Genomic DNA, 14,862 nt, shown 5'->3' on the forward strand with positions numbered 1-14,862 from the left:
CCTACCGCAGTTCCGGCAGGGCCAGCTGGTGCTTGCGACACAGGCGGTAGATGGTGACCCGCGAGACCTGCATCGTGCGGGCACAGGCGCTGATGTTGAAGTCGCTCTGGCGCAGCGCATGCAGCAGCGTTTCACGCTCGGCCACCTGGCGGGCGTCGTGCAGGCCGCGGTGCGCGGTCGGCAGCAGCGGCTGCCCCAGTTCCAGGTCGGTGGCGCTGATCAGCTCGGTTTCGGCGACGATCGCCGCGCGCTGCACGCGGTTGAGCAGCTCGCGGACATTGCCCGGCCAGTGGAAGCGCTCAAGCGCACGCAATGCGTCGGCGCTGAAGCCGCGCGCGCGGGTGGCATGGCGGTGGCGGAAGCTGTCCAGGAAGTGACGGGCCAGCAGCACGATGTCGCTGCCGCGCTCGCGCAGGGGGGGCAACGGCAGCCGCAGCACGTTGAGCCGGTAGAACAGATCGCGGCGGAACCGGCCCTGTTCCACCGCCGTTTCCAGATCCACATGGGTGGCGGCAAGCACGCGCACGTCCACGGCCAGCGGGCGGTTGCTGCCCACGCGTTCGACCGTGCCTTCCTGCAGCACACGCAGCAGGCTGGTCTGTGCGTCCAACGGCAGGTCTCCGATCTCATCCAGCAGCACCGTGCCACCATTGGCGGTTTCGAACAGGCCGAGCCGCCGCGCTGCCGCGCCCGTGAAGGCACCGCGCTCGTGCCCGAACAGTTCCGACTGCACCAGGGCGGCCGGGATGGCCCCGCAGTTGACCGCCATGAACGGGTGCGCGTGGCGGGGCGACAACGCATGCAACGCCTGCGCGGCCAGTTCCTTGCCAGTACCGGTTTCGCCGGTGATCAGCACCGGCAGCTCCACCGGCGCGAATTTGCGCAGCGCCGCGCGGGTGACCTGCAGCACCGCACTGTCGCCGATCAGTGCCTGTGGACCGGGTCCGCTGCGCGCGCCGTCGCCGTCGGCGAGTTCCTGCAGGCGCAGCACCAGGTGCGGCATGTCCACCGGGGCACGATAGGTGGCCACGCAGGCCTCCAGCAGCGCGTCCACGGCCGGCGAGGGGGGCAGCCCGGTGGAGGGAACGATCGCCAGCAGGCTCATGTGGCGATGCTCCACCAGCAACTGCTGCAGAGGGGCCAGTTGGGCCGGCACGCCATCGCGCAGGTCGAGCAGACCGACGATCTGGTCGCTGCCACGCATGCCGATGCTGGCGCACTGCTCGGGCGCCACGCCCCGGACCTGCCAGCCTGCCGCCGCCAGCGCGGCACGTTCGTTGGCCAGGGGGCGCCCAAACCAGATCACACACCGGGCCGGGAATTCAGGGACTGCCGCCATGCGTCACCTTGTCGAGAAGAACAGGGGCGGCATCAGGTCCTGGACGGGTGCTCCGAACGTGCCGCCCCACGCCCGGTCCGCTACTCCCCGGCGTTTGGCACGGGGAGATCGCCAGCGAAGAATGCCTGCACGACAGAAGGAACAACGCCGGTTGGCGGCGGTACCGGCCAGCGGCAAGGGCCGGTTCGGAAACCAAAAAAAAGCCGCTGCAAGGCAGCGGCTTTCCCGGCGGGCGGTGGCGGCAGGCTCAGAGCTCGACGCGACGGGCCTGCATGAACTTGGCGCTCCAGTAACCGGTGACCAGGCTGTCCACACGGACGTCCTTGCCGGTGCTGGGGGCGTGCAGGAAGCGGCCTTCACCGACATAGATGCCGACGTGGTCGACCCGGCCCTTGCGGCCGAAGAACACCAGGTCGCCGGCTGCCAAGGCGTTGCGGTCGTTGATCAGTTCGGCCTCGCCGTCATGGGCCATCTCGCGCGAGACGCGCGGCAGTTCGATGCCCAGAGCGGTACGGAACACGTAACCGACCAGGCCGCTGCAGTCGAAGCCGCTGTCCGGCGAGGTGCCGCCCCAACGGTACGGGGTGCCCAGCAGGGTCATCGCGCGGCGCAGCAGGGACTGCACCTTGCCGTTGTCGGCGGCGCTGCCGACCACGGCGCCGGTGCTGGCGTCGTAATTGGCGAGCAGGCGGCTCAGATCGCCGGCGACCATCGCCGAGCGGTCCATCAGGGGAATGGTGTCGTTGGCCGCCAGGTGCGGAAGCAGGGCGGCGAGGGTGGCGCTGGCAGCGGCATCGGCCTTGCTGCGGGCCGGCGCTTCAGCCTTGGGACGGGCCGGCGCGGTGGAATCGGGGGTAGCGGTGACGGCGGGTGCAGCAGCCTCGGAGCCGGTCGTCGGAGCGGTCTGGGCCCAGGCCGGAAGGCTGGCCAGGCAGAGCGCGAAAGCGAGGAGGGCGGGTCGGGCGCTTCGCCGGGAAGCGGCGGTCTGGCCTTTGCAAGTCAGGTCGTCTGTCGTCACGCGGCGGTCACTGAATAAAAACGATGGGTGATCATGCCGTGTAAGACCTGTGATTTGGTACAAATTCCGTTAAATTTTCGTTTTACTAGGTGTGATATTCGTCACAAATTTGGACCTTACCCCTGTTCAGCTTAGTGCAGGACACGTTTCGCCCCTGTGTAATGGTCCTTCCAGTACGCGCCACCGAGCGAATCCAGCCGCACCGTTCCACCGGTGCTGGGGGCGTGGACAAACCGCCCTTCACCCACATAGATGCCGACGTGCGAGACGCTGCCGCGGCTGCCGAAGAAGACCAGATCGCCCGGCGCCAGCCGCTGCGGGTCGATCTTCGGCCCTTGGACGGCAGCCAGGTCGCGCGAGGTGCGCGGCAGGCGCAGGTCCAGCATTTCCCTGTACACGTAGGCGACCAGGCCGCTGCAGTCGAAGCCGGACTCGGGCGTGTTGCCGCCGTAGCGATACGGGGTGCCGACCAGACCGATGGCGCGCATCAGCACGGCGTTGGCCGCCGCCGGGTCGCTCGGTGCCACTGTGGGCCAGACCTGGCTGGCGGCGGGCGGGGACGAGGGACGGACCGCCTTGCCGCCACCGCAACCGGCGAGCAGGGCGACCGCGAGCAGGGCCAGCGCCCGGCGGACGGGCAGGCGGGTTGCGGGCGAAACTGGCGTCAGCTGCATGTTGTCCGGATAATGCGCCACCTTAGATGGCCGTCATCATGGCGGCGTATCCGGCGGGCGACAACCCGCCTCACCCGTCTGCCCGATGGCAGTCCCAGACAGAGTTGCGCATGAAGATCGAAAAAGACCGCGTCGTCCGTTTCCATTACACCGTCTCGGAACTCGGCCAGGAGCCGATCGAGAGCTCCAGGGATCGTGATCCGCTGGCGATCCTGATCGGCCACGGCAACATCATCCCGGGCCTGGAAAACGCCATGATGGACAAGGAAGCCGGCGCGACCTTCGCCGTCGACGTGAAGGCGGCCGATGCCTACGGCGAGCGCCGTGACGGCCTGAGCCAGCGCGTGCCCAAGAAGCACTTCGGTACCACCCGCCTGGTGCCGGGCCAGCAGGTCGTGCTGCAGACCAACTTCGGCCCGCGCGCGGTCACCGTGCAGAAGGTCGGCATGAGCGTGGTCGACGTCGACCTGAACCACCCGATGGCCGGCAAGGATCTGCACTTCGATGTGGAGATCGTTGAAGTGCGCGAAGCCAGCAAGGAAGAAATCGAGCACGGCCACGTGCACGGCGACGGCGGCCACCAGCACTGATTTTCCGCCAACGCGCTGTACCGCAACGGCCCGCTTCGGCGGGCCGTCTGCGTCTGCGGCGCCGCCATGCCGCGTCTGCGGCGCCATACTGTCCGCCCTTGCCCCCGGAACGCCCGTGAACGCAGCCGCTCCTTCCTTGCAGCCGATCGGTGTCGGCGAGCGCATCGCGGTGATCGACATCCTGCGCGGTTTCGCCCTGCTGGGCATTCTGCTGATGAACATCGAAGCGCTCAGCGGTCCGCTGGATCTGTCCTTCACCAGCATCGATCCGCACTGGCAGGGTGCCGACTACTGGACCGACGCGGCCATTTACGTGCTCGTCCAGGGCAAATTCTTCACCCTGTTCTCGCTGCTGTTCGGCGCCGGCTTCTCGGTGATGGCGCAGCGTGCGGCGGCCGCCGGCCGCGAATTCACCCCTTTCTACCTGCGTCGCAGCGCCGCGCTGCTGCTGATCGGCCTGTGCCATGCACTGCTGGTGTGGTCCGGCGACATCCTGGTGATGTACGCGTTGATCTCGCTGCCGCTGCTGGCCTGCCGCGAGGCGCCGCGCAGCTGGCTGCCGGTGATGGGTGTGGGCAGCTACCTGCTTGCGGCCGTGCTCTTGCTGCTGATGGGCGCGCTGATGGGCGCATTGGTTGCCAGTGGCGATCCGGGCGGGCAGACGCGCGAAGCGATGCTGCAGGCCCAGCAGACCATCGAACTGCAGCGGCAGGCGTATGGCTACGGCAGTTGGAGCCAGGCCGTCGCGCAGCGTTTCAGCGACCTTGGCGCGATGCTGTCGGGCATCATGATCGTCGGGCCGGAAGTGCTGGGCATGTTCCTGATCGGCAGCTGGTTCGCGCGCAGCGGCGCACTGGCCGAGCCGGCACGTTTCGCCGGCCTGTACGCGGCGCTGCGCTGGGTCGCGCTGCCGGTGGGGCTGGCGCTGATGCTGGTGAGTGCGTACTGGGTGCCGTATCTGGCGCCGGGCACATTCACGCCGGCCAGTGGGGCGGCCTACGCGCTGTCGTCGGTGGCCAGCCTGCTGATGTGCCTGGGCTACCTGGCCTGGGTCGTGCGCGTGCGCGGTCGGCTGCACTGGCTGGCGCCGGTGGGGCGGATGGCGCTCACCCACTACATCGGCCAGTCGCTGGTCTGCACGTGGATCTTCTACGGATACGGCCTGGGCCTGTTCGAGCAGTTGCCGCGGCTGTGGCAGGTGCCGTTCGCGCTGGCGTTGTTCGGCGTGCAGGTACTCGTCAGCCATTGGTGGCTGCGGCACTTCCGTTTCGGTCCGCTGGAATGGGTGTGGCGCGCCATGACCTACCTGCAGTGGCCGCCCCTGCGCCGAGGCGACGCGCGCGCGTGAGCCCGGTATCGTCACGCATGGCTCGCGGCCGGGCGTGGCATGCTCGGGGTCCTGTCTGAAGGTGGGCGACCGTCCACCTGCCATCTGTTCGAGTACTGCCAATGACGACGCACTACGACTATGACCTGATCGTGCTGGGGGGCGGCTCCGGTGGCCTGGCGGCGGCCTTCCGCGCCGCGCAGCACGGTCGCCGGGTGGCCATGCTGGAGCCCGGTGAACTCGGCGGCACCTGCGTCAACGTCGGCTGCGTGCCGAAGAAGGCCATGTGGCTGGCGGCCGATCTGGCCGGGCGCATCGGCCTGGCTGCGGCAATGGGCTTTGATGTTCCGCTGCGTCCGGCGCTGGACTGGAAGGAACTGGTGGTGCACCGCCAGGCGTACATCGCCAACATCCATGCCAGTTATCTCAAGCGCCTGGACGAGAACAAGGTGGTCCGCGTGCCGCGCCGCGGCCGTCTGGTCGATGCGCATACCGTGGAATGCAGCGACGGCGTGCGCATCAGTGCCGAGCACATCCTGATCGCCACTGGCGCGCATCCGCAGCGCCCGGATATTCCGGGGGCGGCGCTTGGGCTGGTCTCCGATGATTTCTTCAACCTGTGCAGTGCCCCGGCGCGCGTGGCCATTGTCGGCGGTGGCTACATCGCCGTGGAGCTGGCCGGCCTGCTGCAGGCGCTGGGCAGCCGGGTGACACTGCTGGTGCGTGGCGACCGCCTGCTGGAACGGTTCGACGCGGAGCTGACCGCGCAGCTCGCCGACAACCTGCGCCACCAGGGCGTGCAGCTGCATTTCGGCTATCGCCTGCGCGAGTTGCAGCGCGACGGCGATGCAGTGGTGGCGTTGGGCCATGACGGGCCTGCCGACGGGCAGTTCGACGCGCTGTTCTTCGCCACCGGTCGCCGCGGCAACAGTGCCGACCTCGGGTTGGAAGCGCTGGGCGTGGTGGTGGGCGACAAGGGCGAGGTGGAGGTCGACGCATGGCAGACCACGGCCGTGCCGAGCGTGCACGCGGTGGGCGACATTGCCGGCAAGGTCGGTCTGACCCCGGTCGCCATCGCCGCGGCGCGCACGCTGATGGATCGCCTGTTCGGCGGCCAGCCGCAGGCGAAGATGGACTATGAGAACGTCGCCAGCGTGGTGTTCTCGCACCCCGCGCTCGGCGCGGTGGGGCTGAGTGAGGAAGAGGCCTGCGCGAGGTACGGCGATGTACGCGTGTATCGCAGCAACTTCCGCCCGATGCTGCAGGCACTGGCCGACGGTACCCAGCGCAGCCTGTTCAAGCTGGTCTGCGTGGGCGAGGAGGAGCGTGTGGTGGGCGTGCACCTGCTTGGCGAGGCGGCCGATGAAATCCTGCAGGGCTTCGCGCTGGCGGTGAAGATGGGGGCGACCAAGGCGCAGTTCGATGCCACCGTGGCGATCCATCCGACCTCGGCCGAGGAAGTCGTGCTGATGCGATAACACGGCCATTCCAGCAAGGCCGTCGCGTCGGACGCGTGCGACAATCCCGTCCCGATTCCTCTGTTGCAGCCGCGCGCGCGGCTGCCCGCCGTCCTGATGCCGCCCACCGTGTCGTCGCTTCCCACCTCGTCCAGCCGCATCGCCGCCGGTGGCATCGCGCTGGCCGCGGTCGGTGCGATCGCGGCGTCCGGCAAGGCGGTGATCGTCAAGCTGGCCTACCGGCATGGCGTGGATGCGACCACGCTGCTGGCGCTGCGCATGCTGATGGCCTTTCCGCTGTTCGCCGCGCTCGCGGTATGGTCGGCGCGGCGCGCCACGGCGCTGTCATGGGCGGATCGGGGCAGGGTGGTGTGGCTGGGTTTCACCGGCTACTACCTGTCCAGCCTGCTCGACTTCCAGGGGTTGCAGTACATCAGCGTGACCCTGGAACGGCTGATCCTCTATCTCAATCCGACCCTGGTGCTGCTGATCAGCCTGGTGCTGCTGAAAAAGCGCCCCGGCCGCTGGCAGCTCGCCGCGCTCGTGCTGAGCTATCTCGGCGTGCTGCTGGCGTTTGGCCACGACCTGCAGCTGGAGGGCGGACGCATCGTGCTGGGCAGTGCGCTGGTATTCGCCAGTGCACTCAGCTATGCGTTGTACCTGTTCGGCAGCGGCCAAGTGGTGGCGCGGATCGGTGCGATCCGCCTGACCGCCTATGCCAGCTGCGTCGCATGCGTGCTGTGCGTACTGCACTTCGCGCTGCTGCACCCGCTGGCCGCGCTCGGCCAGGCGCCGGCGCCGGTGTATGGGCTGTCGCTGCTCAATGCGACGGTGTGCACCGTCCTGCCGGTGCTGGCGATCATGCTGGCGGTCAAGCGGATCGGCTCGTCGCTGGCTGCGCAGGTCGGTATGCTCGGGCCGGTATCCACCATCGTGATGAGTCTATGGCTGCTCGACGAACCGATGGGTCCCTGGCAGATCCTGGGGACCGCGCTGGTACTGGTCGGCGTGCTGCTGGTCAGCCGCGTGCGCGCGTGACGGGCGCGCCCCCGCCGGCAGGCGATGATCCGGCGGCCCAGGCCCGTGAACGCATCCTGGCGGTGATCCGGGCGATTCCGCGAGGGCAGGTGATGGGCTATGGCCAGGTGGCGGCCAGGGCCGGATTGCCGGGCCGGGCGCGATTGACCGCGCGCGTGCTCGGGCAGAACGAGGACCCCGACCTGCCGTGGCATCGGGTGCTGCGCTCTGACGGGCGCATCGCGATGCCGGAGGGATCGCGTGGCTGGCGTGAACAGACCCAGCGGCTGCGCGCCGAAGGCGTGGCGATCGAACGCGGCAGGGTCAAGCACATGCCGCGCAGCGCCGATGATCTGGACGCGGCGCTGTGGGGCCCGGGCTGAGCGTTCGCCCGGGCCGGGTCGGGGGTGAACGGGCCGCGCTATGATGCACACGGTTCCAAAGGATGCCCCCATGTTCCCGCGACTGCCCACCGTCACCAAGGCGCTGTTGATCGCCAACATTCTGCTGTTTCTGCTGCAGCAGCCGTTCCTGCTCGGCAACGGCACGTTCGAGCCGTTCATGCTGCAGCCGCTGCGCAGCGGATTCGATCCGTTCTCGCCGGGCGGCAATTTCCAGCCCTGGCAGCTGCTGACCTACGGCTTCCTGCATGGCAGCGTGGGCCACCTGTTCTTCAACATGCTCGCACTGTTCATGTTCGGCGCGCCGCTGGAACAGACCTGGGGTGAAAAGCGGTTCCTCACCTATTACCTGGTCTGCGTGGTCGGCGCCGGGCTGTGCCAACTGGTGGTTGGCATGATGATGGAAAACCCGGCCACGGTGCTGGGCGCGTCCGGTGGCGTGTTCGGCCTGCTGCTGGCCTACGGCATGCTGTTCCCGAACCAGCGGGTGATGCTGCTGTTCCCGCCGATTCCGATGAAGGCACGCACCTTCGTGATCGTGTTCGGTGCGATCGAGCTGATGCTGGGCGCCACCGGCTGGCAGCCCGGCGTGGCCCACTTCGCCCACCTCGGCGGCATGCTGTTCGGCTGGCTGCTGATCCGCTATTGGCGCGGCCAGCCGCCGTTCAACCGTCGCCCGCCGGGCGGCCCGCGGCCCAACCATCTGCGTCGGGTCAAGTAGGACGGGGCAGGGCCGTCAGATGACGGTCGCAGGTCTGTACCGGCACGTGCTGGGCAGCGCCTTCGACGCGCTTCGTGTTCGTCGTCGAGATCGCCGTGCCGGTCACCGGCCTGATCGCCGCATACAGCGGCCCCCTGCAGCCAGAGCGGTAGTCCCGTGCGGCGCGGGCAGGCCGCAACGAAAAAGGCGCCCGGTGGGCGCCTTCTTCGTTACCTCACCGCGACAGGCTCAGCGCCAGACCTTGATCTGGTCGCCATCCACGCGCTGCATCGGCTGGCCCGGCTTGCAGCTGAAGGTCGCACCGAATGCCGGCAGGTTGGACAGCGGGCCATTGGTGCGCCAGCGGCCCGGCGCCAGGATGTCCGAGGTCACGCGCTGCGCCGCTTCGTTCGGCGACAGCTGCTGCGGCCACAGGGTGGCCCAGGCACGGAAGAAACCCTGGCGGGCGGCCGGCTTGGCGTTCGGTTCGACCGCGTTGTAAGCCTCCCACGCCAGTTCCAGGCCGGCCAGATCGGCCAGGTTCTCTTCGCGGGTCAGCTCGCCGTTGACCTTGGCGCCCTTGACGCCGGGGAACTCGTAGCCGCTGTACTGGGCGGCCACGCGGTTGCCGAACAGGGTCCAGGCGGTCTTGTCGGCCGGGGTCCACCAGCTGCGCAGTTCGCCCTTGGCATCCACCAGTGCGCCCTTGGCGTCGATGGCGCGGGTCAGCTCGTGCGCGACCAGCGCACCGAAGCTGCCGAACTTGTCGGCGGTGTCGGCCTTGGCGTTGAATACCGGGCCCTGCAGCACGGCGGCGGTGACGATCAGGCGGTTCTGCGCGATGTCATACGCCAGTGCCGGCTGCTGCGGCAGCACGTCCCAGCGGCGGTCCGCGTTGCCCTTGCCGATGCGCTTCATTTCCTCACGGTGGCGCCAGGTCGAGGCGATCAGCATGTTGCCGCCGAAGCTGCCACGGCCCATCGGCTGCACGGTGTAATCCAGGTCGCGCAGCGGGGTGCCGATTTCGATCTTCATCGCGGCCAGCTTGGCCTGTGCCTCGGTCTTGGCGTCCGCGCTCATCCAGGTGCTGCGCTTGACCGCTTCGATCTGCACTTCGCGCAGCTTGTCCACGATCAGCGCGGCCTGGCGGCGGTCATCGGCCGACAGGTACTTGCTGGCGTACTCGCGGCCAAGCATCGGGCCGGCGGCCACGTTGATGGCATCCAGGGTCTGCTCCCAGCGCGCCGGGGCGATGGTCTCGCCGCGGATCACCCGGCCGCGGAACTCGAATTCGGCGTCGCGGTAGGCCTTGGACAGGTACGGTGCCATCGCATCGCCCACGCGCCAGCGCAGGTAGGCCTTCCACTGGTCCGGCTTGATCCGGGTGACCATGCCGTCGAGCTGCTTGAACAGCGCCGGATCGGACAGCGAAACCAGGTCGTCATTGACACCCTGCACCTTGAGGAACGCATCCAGCTGCAGGTTGCGGTACCGGCCGGTGAGTTCCTTGGTGGAGATCGGCGCATAGTTGTTGAACGGGTTGTTGATGCCGGCCAGCGACTGCGCGTTGCGCGCCAGCTCGGTCTCCAGCGCGATCACCGCCTGCGACTCGGCATCCAGCTTGGCCGCCGGCGTGCCGGTCAGCGCCAGGATCTGCTTGACGTAGGTGCGGTAGCGGCCCATCAACGCCACGGTGTCGGCATCGGTGCGGGTATAGAACGCCGGGTCGGGCAGGCCCATGCCGCCCTGCATGAAGTAGCCGATGTGGCGGTCCAGCGCCTTGAGGTCCACGTCCGGTGCGAAGTTGAAGGCCACCGGGATGCCCACCTGGTGCAGCGCGGCGATCGAGGCCGGCACGTCCTTGGCCTTCTTGATCGCGTTGATGCGGGTCAGCAGCGGGGCGATCGGGTTGGAGCCGTCGGCCTCGACCGCGGCCTCGTCCAGGCCGCTGGCCCAGAAGTCACCCAGCAGTTTCTGCACGTTGCCCTGCGGGGCCGTCATCGCGGCATCCAGCAGTTCGCGCTGCTGCACGCGGGTACGCTCGGCCATCAGGCCCAACGCCGTGGTGGCTCCCACCTGCGGCACCGGGTTGGACTTCAGCCAGGCGGCATTGGTCGCCTCGTAGAAATCGGTGCACTGCGCGCTGGCGGCCGGCGCGCGGGCGGCCTTTTTCTTGGGAGCGGCATGGGCGTCGTTGGCGGCGACCAGGGTGACCAGGCTGAGGCCCAGCGCGACGGCGAGCGGACGGAAGTTGGGCATGTAAAGCAAATCCATCGAGGATTGAAGATCGCGCGAGTGTACCAAGCCGCACCGCACGGCGGCATGCATGGCGCACCCTTCGTCGGGCCCAAAAGCAAAGGCCCGGAAATCCGGGCCTTTGCGGGTTCAACAGGTCAGGCAGGGCTTACCAGATCACCACCTGCTGGTCGCCGGTGCGGACCATCGGCGAACCGGCCTTGCACTGGAACGCGGCCGCGAAGCTCGGCAGGTTCGACGGCGCGCCCATCGCGCGGAACTGCGAAGGGGCGTGCGGATCGGTGGCCAGGCGGACCTTGGCGTTTTCCGGGGTGTACTTGGTGCGCCACACGGTGGCCCAGTTGAAGAAGAAGCGCTGGTCGCGGGTGAACCCGTCGATCTTCGGATCTTCCTTGCCGGCCGACGCCTTCTGCAGCGCGTCGTAGGCAGTGGCCAGGCCGCCCAGGTCGGCGATGTTCTCGCCCAGGGTCAGGCTGCCGTTGACGTGCTGGTCGCCGACCTTGTAGCTGTCAAACTGCTTGACCAGCTTGCCGGTCAGGCCGCTGAAGTTCTTGGTGTCGGCCGGAGTCCACCAGTTCTCGAAGTTGCCGGTCGGCCCGAAGCGGCTGCCCTGGTCGTCGTAGCCGTGGGTCATCTCATGGCCGATCACCGCGCCGATGCCGCCGTAGTTCAGCGCGTCGTCGGCCTTGGGATCGAAGAACGGCGGCTGCAGGATGGCGGCCGGGAACACGATCTCGTTCTGCAGCGGGTTGTAGTACGCGTTGACCGTCTGCGGGGTCATGCCCCACTCGGTCTTGTCGACCGGCTGGCCGATCTTGGACAGCGCGAACCTGTAGTTGAACTCGTCCGCCGCGCGCACGTTGCCCAGGTAGCTGTCGCGGGTGGTGGTCAGGCCGCTCCAGTCACGCCACTTGTCCGGATAACCGATCTTCGGGGTGAAGGTCTCCCACTTGGCGATGGCCTTGGCCTTGGTCTCATCGCTCATCCAGGTCAGGCCCTGGATGCGTTCCTTGAGCGCGGCAGCCAGGTTCTTGACCAGCACTTCCATCTTCGCCTTGGCTTCCGGGGAGAAGGCGACCTTGACGTACAGCTGGCCGAAGGCTTCGCCCGCATCATCCTCGATGGTGCCGAGCACGCGCTTCCAGCGCGGCTTCATTTCCTTCTGGCCGTTGAGGATCTTGCCGTAGAAGTCGTAGCTTTCCTGCACGAAGGCGTCGGCCAGGTACGGCGAGGCGGTGTCCACGGTGCGGAAACGCAGGTAGGCGCGCCACACCGACGGGTCGGTATCGCCCAGCGCCTTGCTCACTTCCTGGTGGAAGGCCGGCATGGCCAGCGAGAACGTCTCCGGCGTGGCAACGCCCTGGGCCTCGAAGAACTTGCTCCAGCTGAAGTTCGGGGTCAGCTTGTCGGCGTCGGCCACCGTGACCGGGTTGTAGTTCAGCTCGACGTTGCGCGACAGCTCCACGCTGGACTTGGAGGCCTTGGCCAGGCGGGTCTCGAACTTGACCACGTCGGCCGCCTGCTTGGCGGCGTCGGCGGCAGCCACGCCGGACAGCTCCAGCACCTTGGCCACGTGAGCCTGGTAGGCCTTCAGCTTGTCGGCGTACCTGGCGTCGGTGTAGTAGGTGGTGTCAGGCAGGCCCAGGCCGCCCTGGCTGGCGTACGCCATGTTCATGCTGGAGTTCTTGAAGTCCGCTTCCGGGCCGAAGGCGAACAGCACATTCTGGCCCTTGGCCGCGCTGCTGCGCAGGTAGTCGGCGATGGCGTCCTTGTTCTGCAGGCTGTCGATCGCGGTCAGGTCGGCCTTCAGCGGCTCGATGCCCTGTGCGTTGATCTTGGCCTCGTCCATGCCGGACGCCCAGAAGTCGCCGACGATCTTCTCGATGCCGGTCGGGTTCTTGATCGCGGCCACCTGCTCGGCGAGCTGGTGCTGGACGGTCACCGAGCGCTCGTCGAGGATGGTGAAGGCGCCCCAGCTGGTGCGGTCGGCCGGGATCTCGTTGGCGGCCAGCCACTTGCTGTTGACGTAGTCGCCGAACGCGGTGCACGCATCCAGGCTGGTATCCAGGTCGGACGGGTGGAAGGCGTTGTACGCCGGCAGCTTGGCCTCGTCCAGCGTCAGTGCGGGAGCAGCGGCGGGCGCCGGCGTGGCGGTGGAGGCGGCGCTGTCCGCAGCGGGCGTTTCGGTCTTGCCGCAGCCGACCAGCGCGGCCGAGACCGCCAGGGTCAGCAGAACAATCTTGGGTGTGCGAGCGATCACTTGAATGGCCTCCAGGCCGATGAGTCATGCGGAGTGCCCCCGGGAGGGCCGTGGGCCAGACGATACGCCGGTGGCCCAGCCTGCAAGGGTGTCGAAGGTCATGGCCGGTGGTCAAGGGGGACAGGCAGGCGGCCAATGCCCGGGCCGGGTACAGCGACCGGCCGGGATCGGCACGCCCCCGACGGCCGGGCAGCGGCCCATCCGGCGGTGTATATAGTGCCTATGGGACACGCATCGGCCCGGACGTGGGACGCGATCATCATCGGCGCCGGTCACAACGGCCTGGTGTGCGGCGCCTATCTGGCCCGCGCCGGCAAACGCGTGCTGATCCTGGAGCGCCGGGCCACGGTCGGCGGCGCTGCGGTGACCGAGACCTTCCATCCCGGCTTCCGCAATTCGGTGGCGTCGTACACGGTGTCGCTGCTGCAGCCGCAGGTGATCGCGGACCTGGACCTGGCCGGCCACGGACTGCAGGTGGTACCGCGCCGCATCAACAATTTCCTGCCGCTGCCGGATAACCGCTATCTGCTCGCCGGGCAGGGCAGGACCGCGGCCGAAGTGGCGCGCTTTTCCGCCCGCGATGCCGAACGCCTGCCACTGTATGAGCAGCGCCTGGAGGTGTTTGCCGACGTGCTGCGCGCGCTCGCGCTGCAACCGCCGCCGAACGTGGGCGAGGGCGGCTGGCTGCATGCGCTGCCGGCGTTGTGGCAGGCAGGCAAGCTGGGCAGGCAGCTGTACGCGTTGTCGCCGGCCCTGCGCCAGGAGCTGCTGGACCTGTTCACCATTTCCGCCGCCGAATACCTGGACCGCTGGTTTGAAAGCGAACCGATCAAGGCGCTGTTCGGTTTCGACGGCATCGTCGGCAACTATGCCAGTCCCCATGCGCCAGGCACCGCTTACGTCCTGCTGCATCACGCCTTCGGGCAGAGCAACGGCGTCAAGGGCGCCTGGGGCCACGCGCTCGGCGGGATGGGCGCGATCACCCAGGCGATGGCGGCGGCGGCGACCGCGGCCGGCGCCACCGTGCGCACCGGCGCGGGCGTGCGCCGCGTCCTGGTTGAACACGGTCGTGCGGTCGGCGTGGAAACGCTGGCCGGCGAGCGCATCGGCGCGCGCAGCGTGGTCGCCAACGTCAATCCGAAACTGCTGTACGAACGCCTGCTGGCGCCGGCCGAGGTGCCCGAGGCCACCCGCGAGCGCATGGCCCACTGGCGCTGTGGGTCCGGTACCTTCCGCATGAACGTGGCGCTGTCGCACCTGCCGTCCTTCACCTGCCTGCCCGGCCCGGGCGATCACCTCACTGCCGGCATCATCATCGCCCCCAGCCTGGATTACATGGACCGCGCCTGGCAGGACGCGCGGGCGCACGGGTGGTCGCGCGAACCGGTCGTCGAGCTGCTGATTCCCAGCACGCTGGACCCGTCGCTGGCGCCGCCGGGGCAACACGTGGCCAGCCTGTTCTGCCAGCACGTCGCGCCCCAGCTTCCGGACGGCCGGCACTGGGACGACCATCGTGAAGAAGTCGCCGACCTGATGATCGCCACGGTCGAGCGCCACGCGCCGGGATTCGCCGCATCGGTGCTGGGACGGCAGAGCCTCAGTCCCCTGGATCTGGAGCGCACCTTCGGGTTGATCGGTGGCGACATTTTCCACGGCGCGCTCAGCCTCAACCAGCTGTTCAGTGCGCGACCCATGCTGGGTCAGGCCGACTACCGGGGGGCGTTGCCGGGGTTGTATCTGTGCGGTGCGGGCACCCATCCCGGAGGCGGCGTCACCGGTGCGCCGGGCCACAACGCCGCCCGCGCCATCCTCGCCGACTAGCG

Annotated in this window: 12 protein-coding genes; 7 read left to right on the forward strand and 5 right to left on the reverse strand. The window is 68.4% G+C overall.

Annotation, left to right across the window (positions count from 1 at the left end; all coding sequences use genetic code 11):
* Nucleotide 1: 1 nt before the first annotated feature.
* From ACPEH8_RS05105 to ACPEH8_RS05115, 3 genes are all read right to left on the reverse strand, one after another.
* Complete coding sequence (locus ACPEH8_RS05105) at nucleotides 2–1,339, reverse strand: sigma-54 interaction domain-containing protein (protein ID WP_136003171.1); 1,338 nt, start codon at nucleotides 1,337–1,339, stop codon at nucleotides 2–4.
* 247 nt (nucleotides 1,340–1,586) lie between these two features.
* A complete protein-coding gene (locus ACPEH8_RS05110) occupies nucleotides 1,587–2,357 on the reverse strand; it encodes a C40 family peptidase (RefSeq protein ID WP_017355805.1) in 771 nt (256 codons plus the stop codon).
* A gap of 131 nt (nucleotides 2,358–2,488) precedes the next feature.
* Entirely contained in the window at nucleotides 2,489–3,031 is a 543-nt protein-coding gene (locus ACPEH8_RS05115) for a C40 family peptidase (protein WP_026070738.1), read from the reverse strand.
* Nucleotides 3,032–3,141: 110 nt separating this feature from the next.
* On the opposite strand from ACPEH8_RS05115, the gene ACPEH8_RS05120 reads away from it, so the two are divergent.
* The 6 genes from ACPEH8_RS05120 to ACPEH8_RS05145 all read left to right on the forward strand — a co-directional run bounded on the left by ACPEH8_RS05120 (nucleotide 3,142) and on the right by ACPEH8_RS05145 (nucleotide 8,544).
* Nucleotides 3,142–3,621: an FKBP-type peptidyl-prolyl cis-trans isomerase gene (locus tag ACPEH8_RS05120; RefSeq protein WP_026070739.1), complete on the forward strand. Its 480-nt coding sequence runs from the start codon at nucleotides 3,142–3,144 to the stop codon at nucleotides 3,619–3,621.
* An 88-nt stretch (nucleotides 3,622–3,709) separates the two neighbouring features.
* A complete protein-coding gene (locus ACPEH8_RS05125) occupies nucleotides 3,710–4,969 on the forward strand; it encodes a DUF418 domain-containing protein (protein ID WP_423666335.1) in 1,260 nt (419 codons plus the stop codon).
* Nucleotides 4,970–5,070: 101 nt separating this feature from the next.
* Nucleotides 5,071–6,426 carry a glutathione-disulfide reductase gene (gorA, locus tag ACPEH8_RS05130; protein ID WP_136003172.1) on the forward strand — a complete coding sequence of 452 codons (1,356 nt, stop codon included), beginning with the start codon at nucleotides 5,071–5,073 and terminating at the stop codon, nucleotides 6,424–6,426.
* A 96-nt stretch (nucleotides 6,427–6,522) separates the two neighbouring features.
* A complete protein-coding gene (locus ACPEH8_RS05135) occupies nucleotides 6,523–7,443 on the forward strand; it encodes a DMT family transporter (RefSeq protein ID WP_026070741.1) in 921 nt (306 codons plus the stop codon).
* A complete protein-coding gene (locus ACPEH8_RS05140) occupies nucleotides 7,440–7,805 on the forward strand; it encodes an MGMT family protein (protein WP_229296534.1) in 366 nt (121 codons plus the stop codon). Before ACPEH8_RS05135 ends, ACPEH8_RS05140 begins: the two co-directional genes overlap by 4 nt.
* Before the next feature lie 70 nt (nucleotides 7,806–7,875).
* Nucleotides 7,876–8,544, forward strand: a complete 669-nt coding sequence (locus ACPEH8_RS05145; RefSeq protein ID WP_017355812.1) for a rhomboid family intramembrane serine protease — start codon at nucleotides 7,876–7,878, stop codon at nucleotides 8,542–8,544.
* Between the two features lie 228 nt (nucleotides 8,545–8,772).
* On the opposite strand, the gene ACPEH8_RS05150 is transcribed toward ACPEH8_RS05145, so the two are convergent.
* Both ACPEH8_RS05150 and ACPEH8_RS05155 read right to left on the reverse strand, forming a co-directional pair.
* On the reverse strand, nucleotides 8,773–10,782 hold the full coding sequence (locus tag ACPEH8_RS05150; protein ID WP_026070743.1) for a M13 family metallopeptidase: 2,010 nt from the start codon (nucleotides 10,780–10,782) through the stop codon (nucleotides 8,773–8,775).
* A gap of 145 nt (nucleotides 10,783–10,927) precedes the next feature.
* On the reverse strand, nucleotides 10,928–13,036 hold the full coding sequence (locus ACPEH8_RS05155) for a M13 family metallopeptidase (protein WP_210433846.1): 2,109 nt from the start codon (nucleotides 13,034–13,036) through the stop codon (nucleotides 10,928–10,930).
* A gap of 225 nt (nucleotides 13,037–13,261) precedes the next feature.
* On the opposite strand from ACPEH8_RS05155, the gene ACPEH8_RS05160 reads away from it, so the two are divergent.
* On the forward strand, nucleotides 13,262–14,860 hold the full coding sequence (locus tag ACPEH8_RS05160; protein ID WP_153165236.1) for a phytoene desaturase family protein: 1,599 nt from the start codon (nucleotides 13,262–13,264) through the stop codon (nucleotides 14,858–14,860).
* Nucleotides 14,861–14,862: the final 2 nt, after the last annotated feature.

The organism is Stenotrophomonas sp. NPDC077461, assembly GCF_049545475.1.
Lineage (GTDB): Bacteria > Pseudomonadota > Gammaproteobacteria > Xanthomonadales > Xanthomonadaceae > Stenotrophomonas > Stenotrophomonas nematodicola.

Bases quoted from the DNA above. Each gene is read 5' to 3' on its own strand.
- ACPEH8_RS05105 (WP_136003171.1), bottom strand. From the start codon at position 1,339: ATGGCGGCAGTCCCTGAATTCCCGGCCCGGTGTGTGATCTGGTTTGGG.
- ACPEH8_RS05120 (WP_026070739.1), top strand. From the start codon at position 3,142: ATGAAGATCGAAAAAGACCGCGTCGTCCGTTTCCATTACACCGTCTCG.
- ACPEH8_RS05135 (WP_026070741.1), top strand. From the start codon at position 6,523: ATGCCGCCCACCGTGTCGTCGCTTCCCACCTCGTCCAGCCGCATCGCC.
- ACPEH8_RS05145 (WP_017355812.1), top strand. From the start codon at position 7,876: ATGTTCCCGCGACTGCCCACCGTCACCAAGGCGCTGTTGATCGCCAAC.
- gorA (WP_136003172.1), top strand. From the start codon at position 5,071: ATGACGACGCACTACGACTATGACCTGATCGTGCTGGGGGGCGGCTCC.
- ACPEH8_RS05115 (WP_026070738.1), bottom strand. From the start codon at position 3,031: ATGCAGCTGACGCCAGTTTCGCCCGCAACCCGCCTGCCCGTCCGCCGG.
- ACPEH8_RS05160 (WP_153165236.1), top strand. From the start codon at position 13,262: ATGGGACACGCATCGGCCCGGACGTGGGACGCGATCATCATCGGCGCC.
- ACPEH8_RS05150 (WP_026070743.1), bottom strand. From the start codon at position 10,782: ATGCCCAACTTCCGTCCGCTCGCCGTCGCGCTGGGCCTCAGCCTGGTC.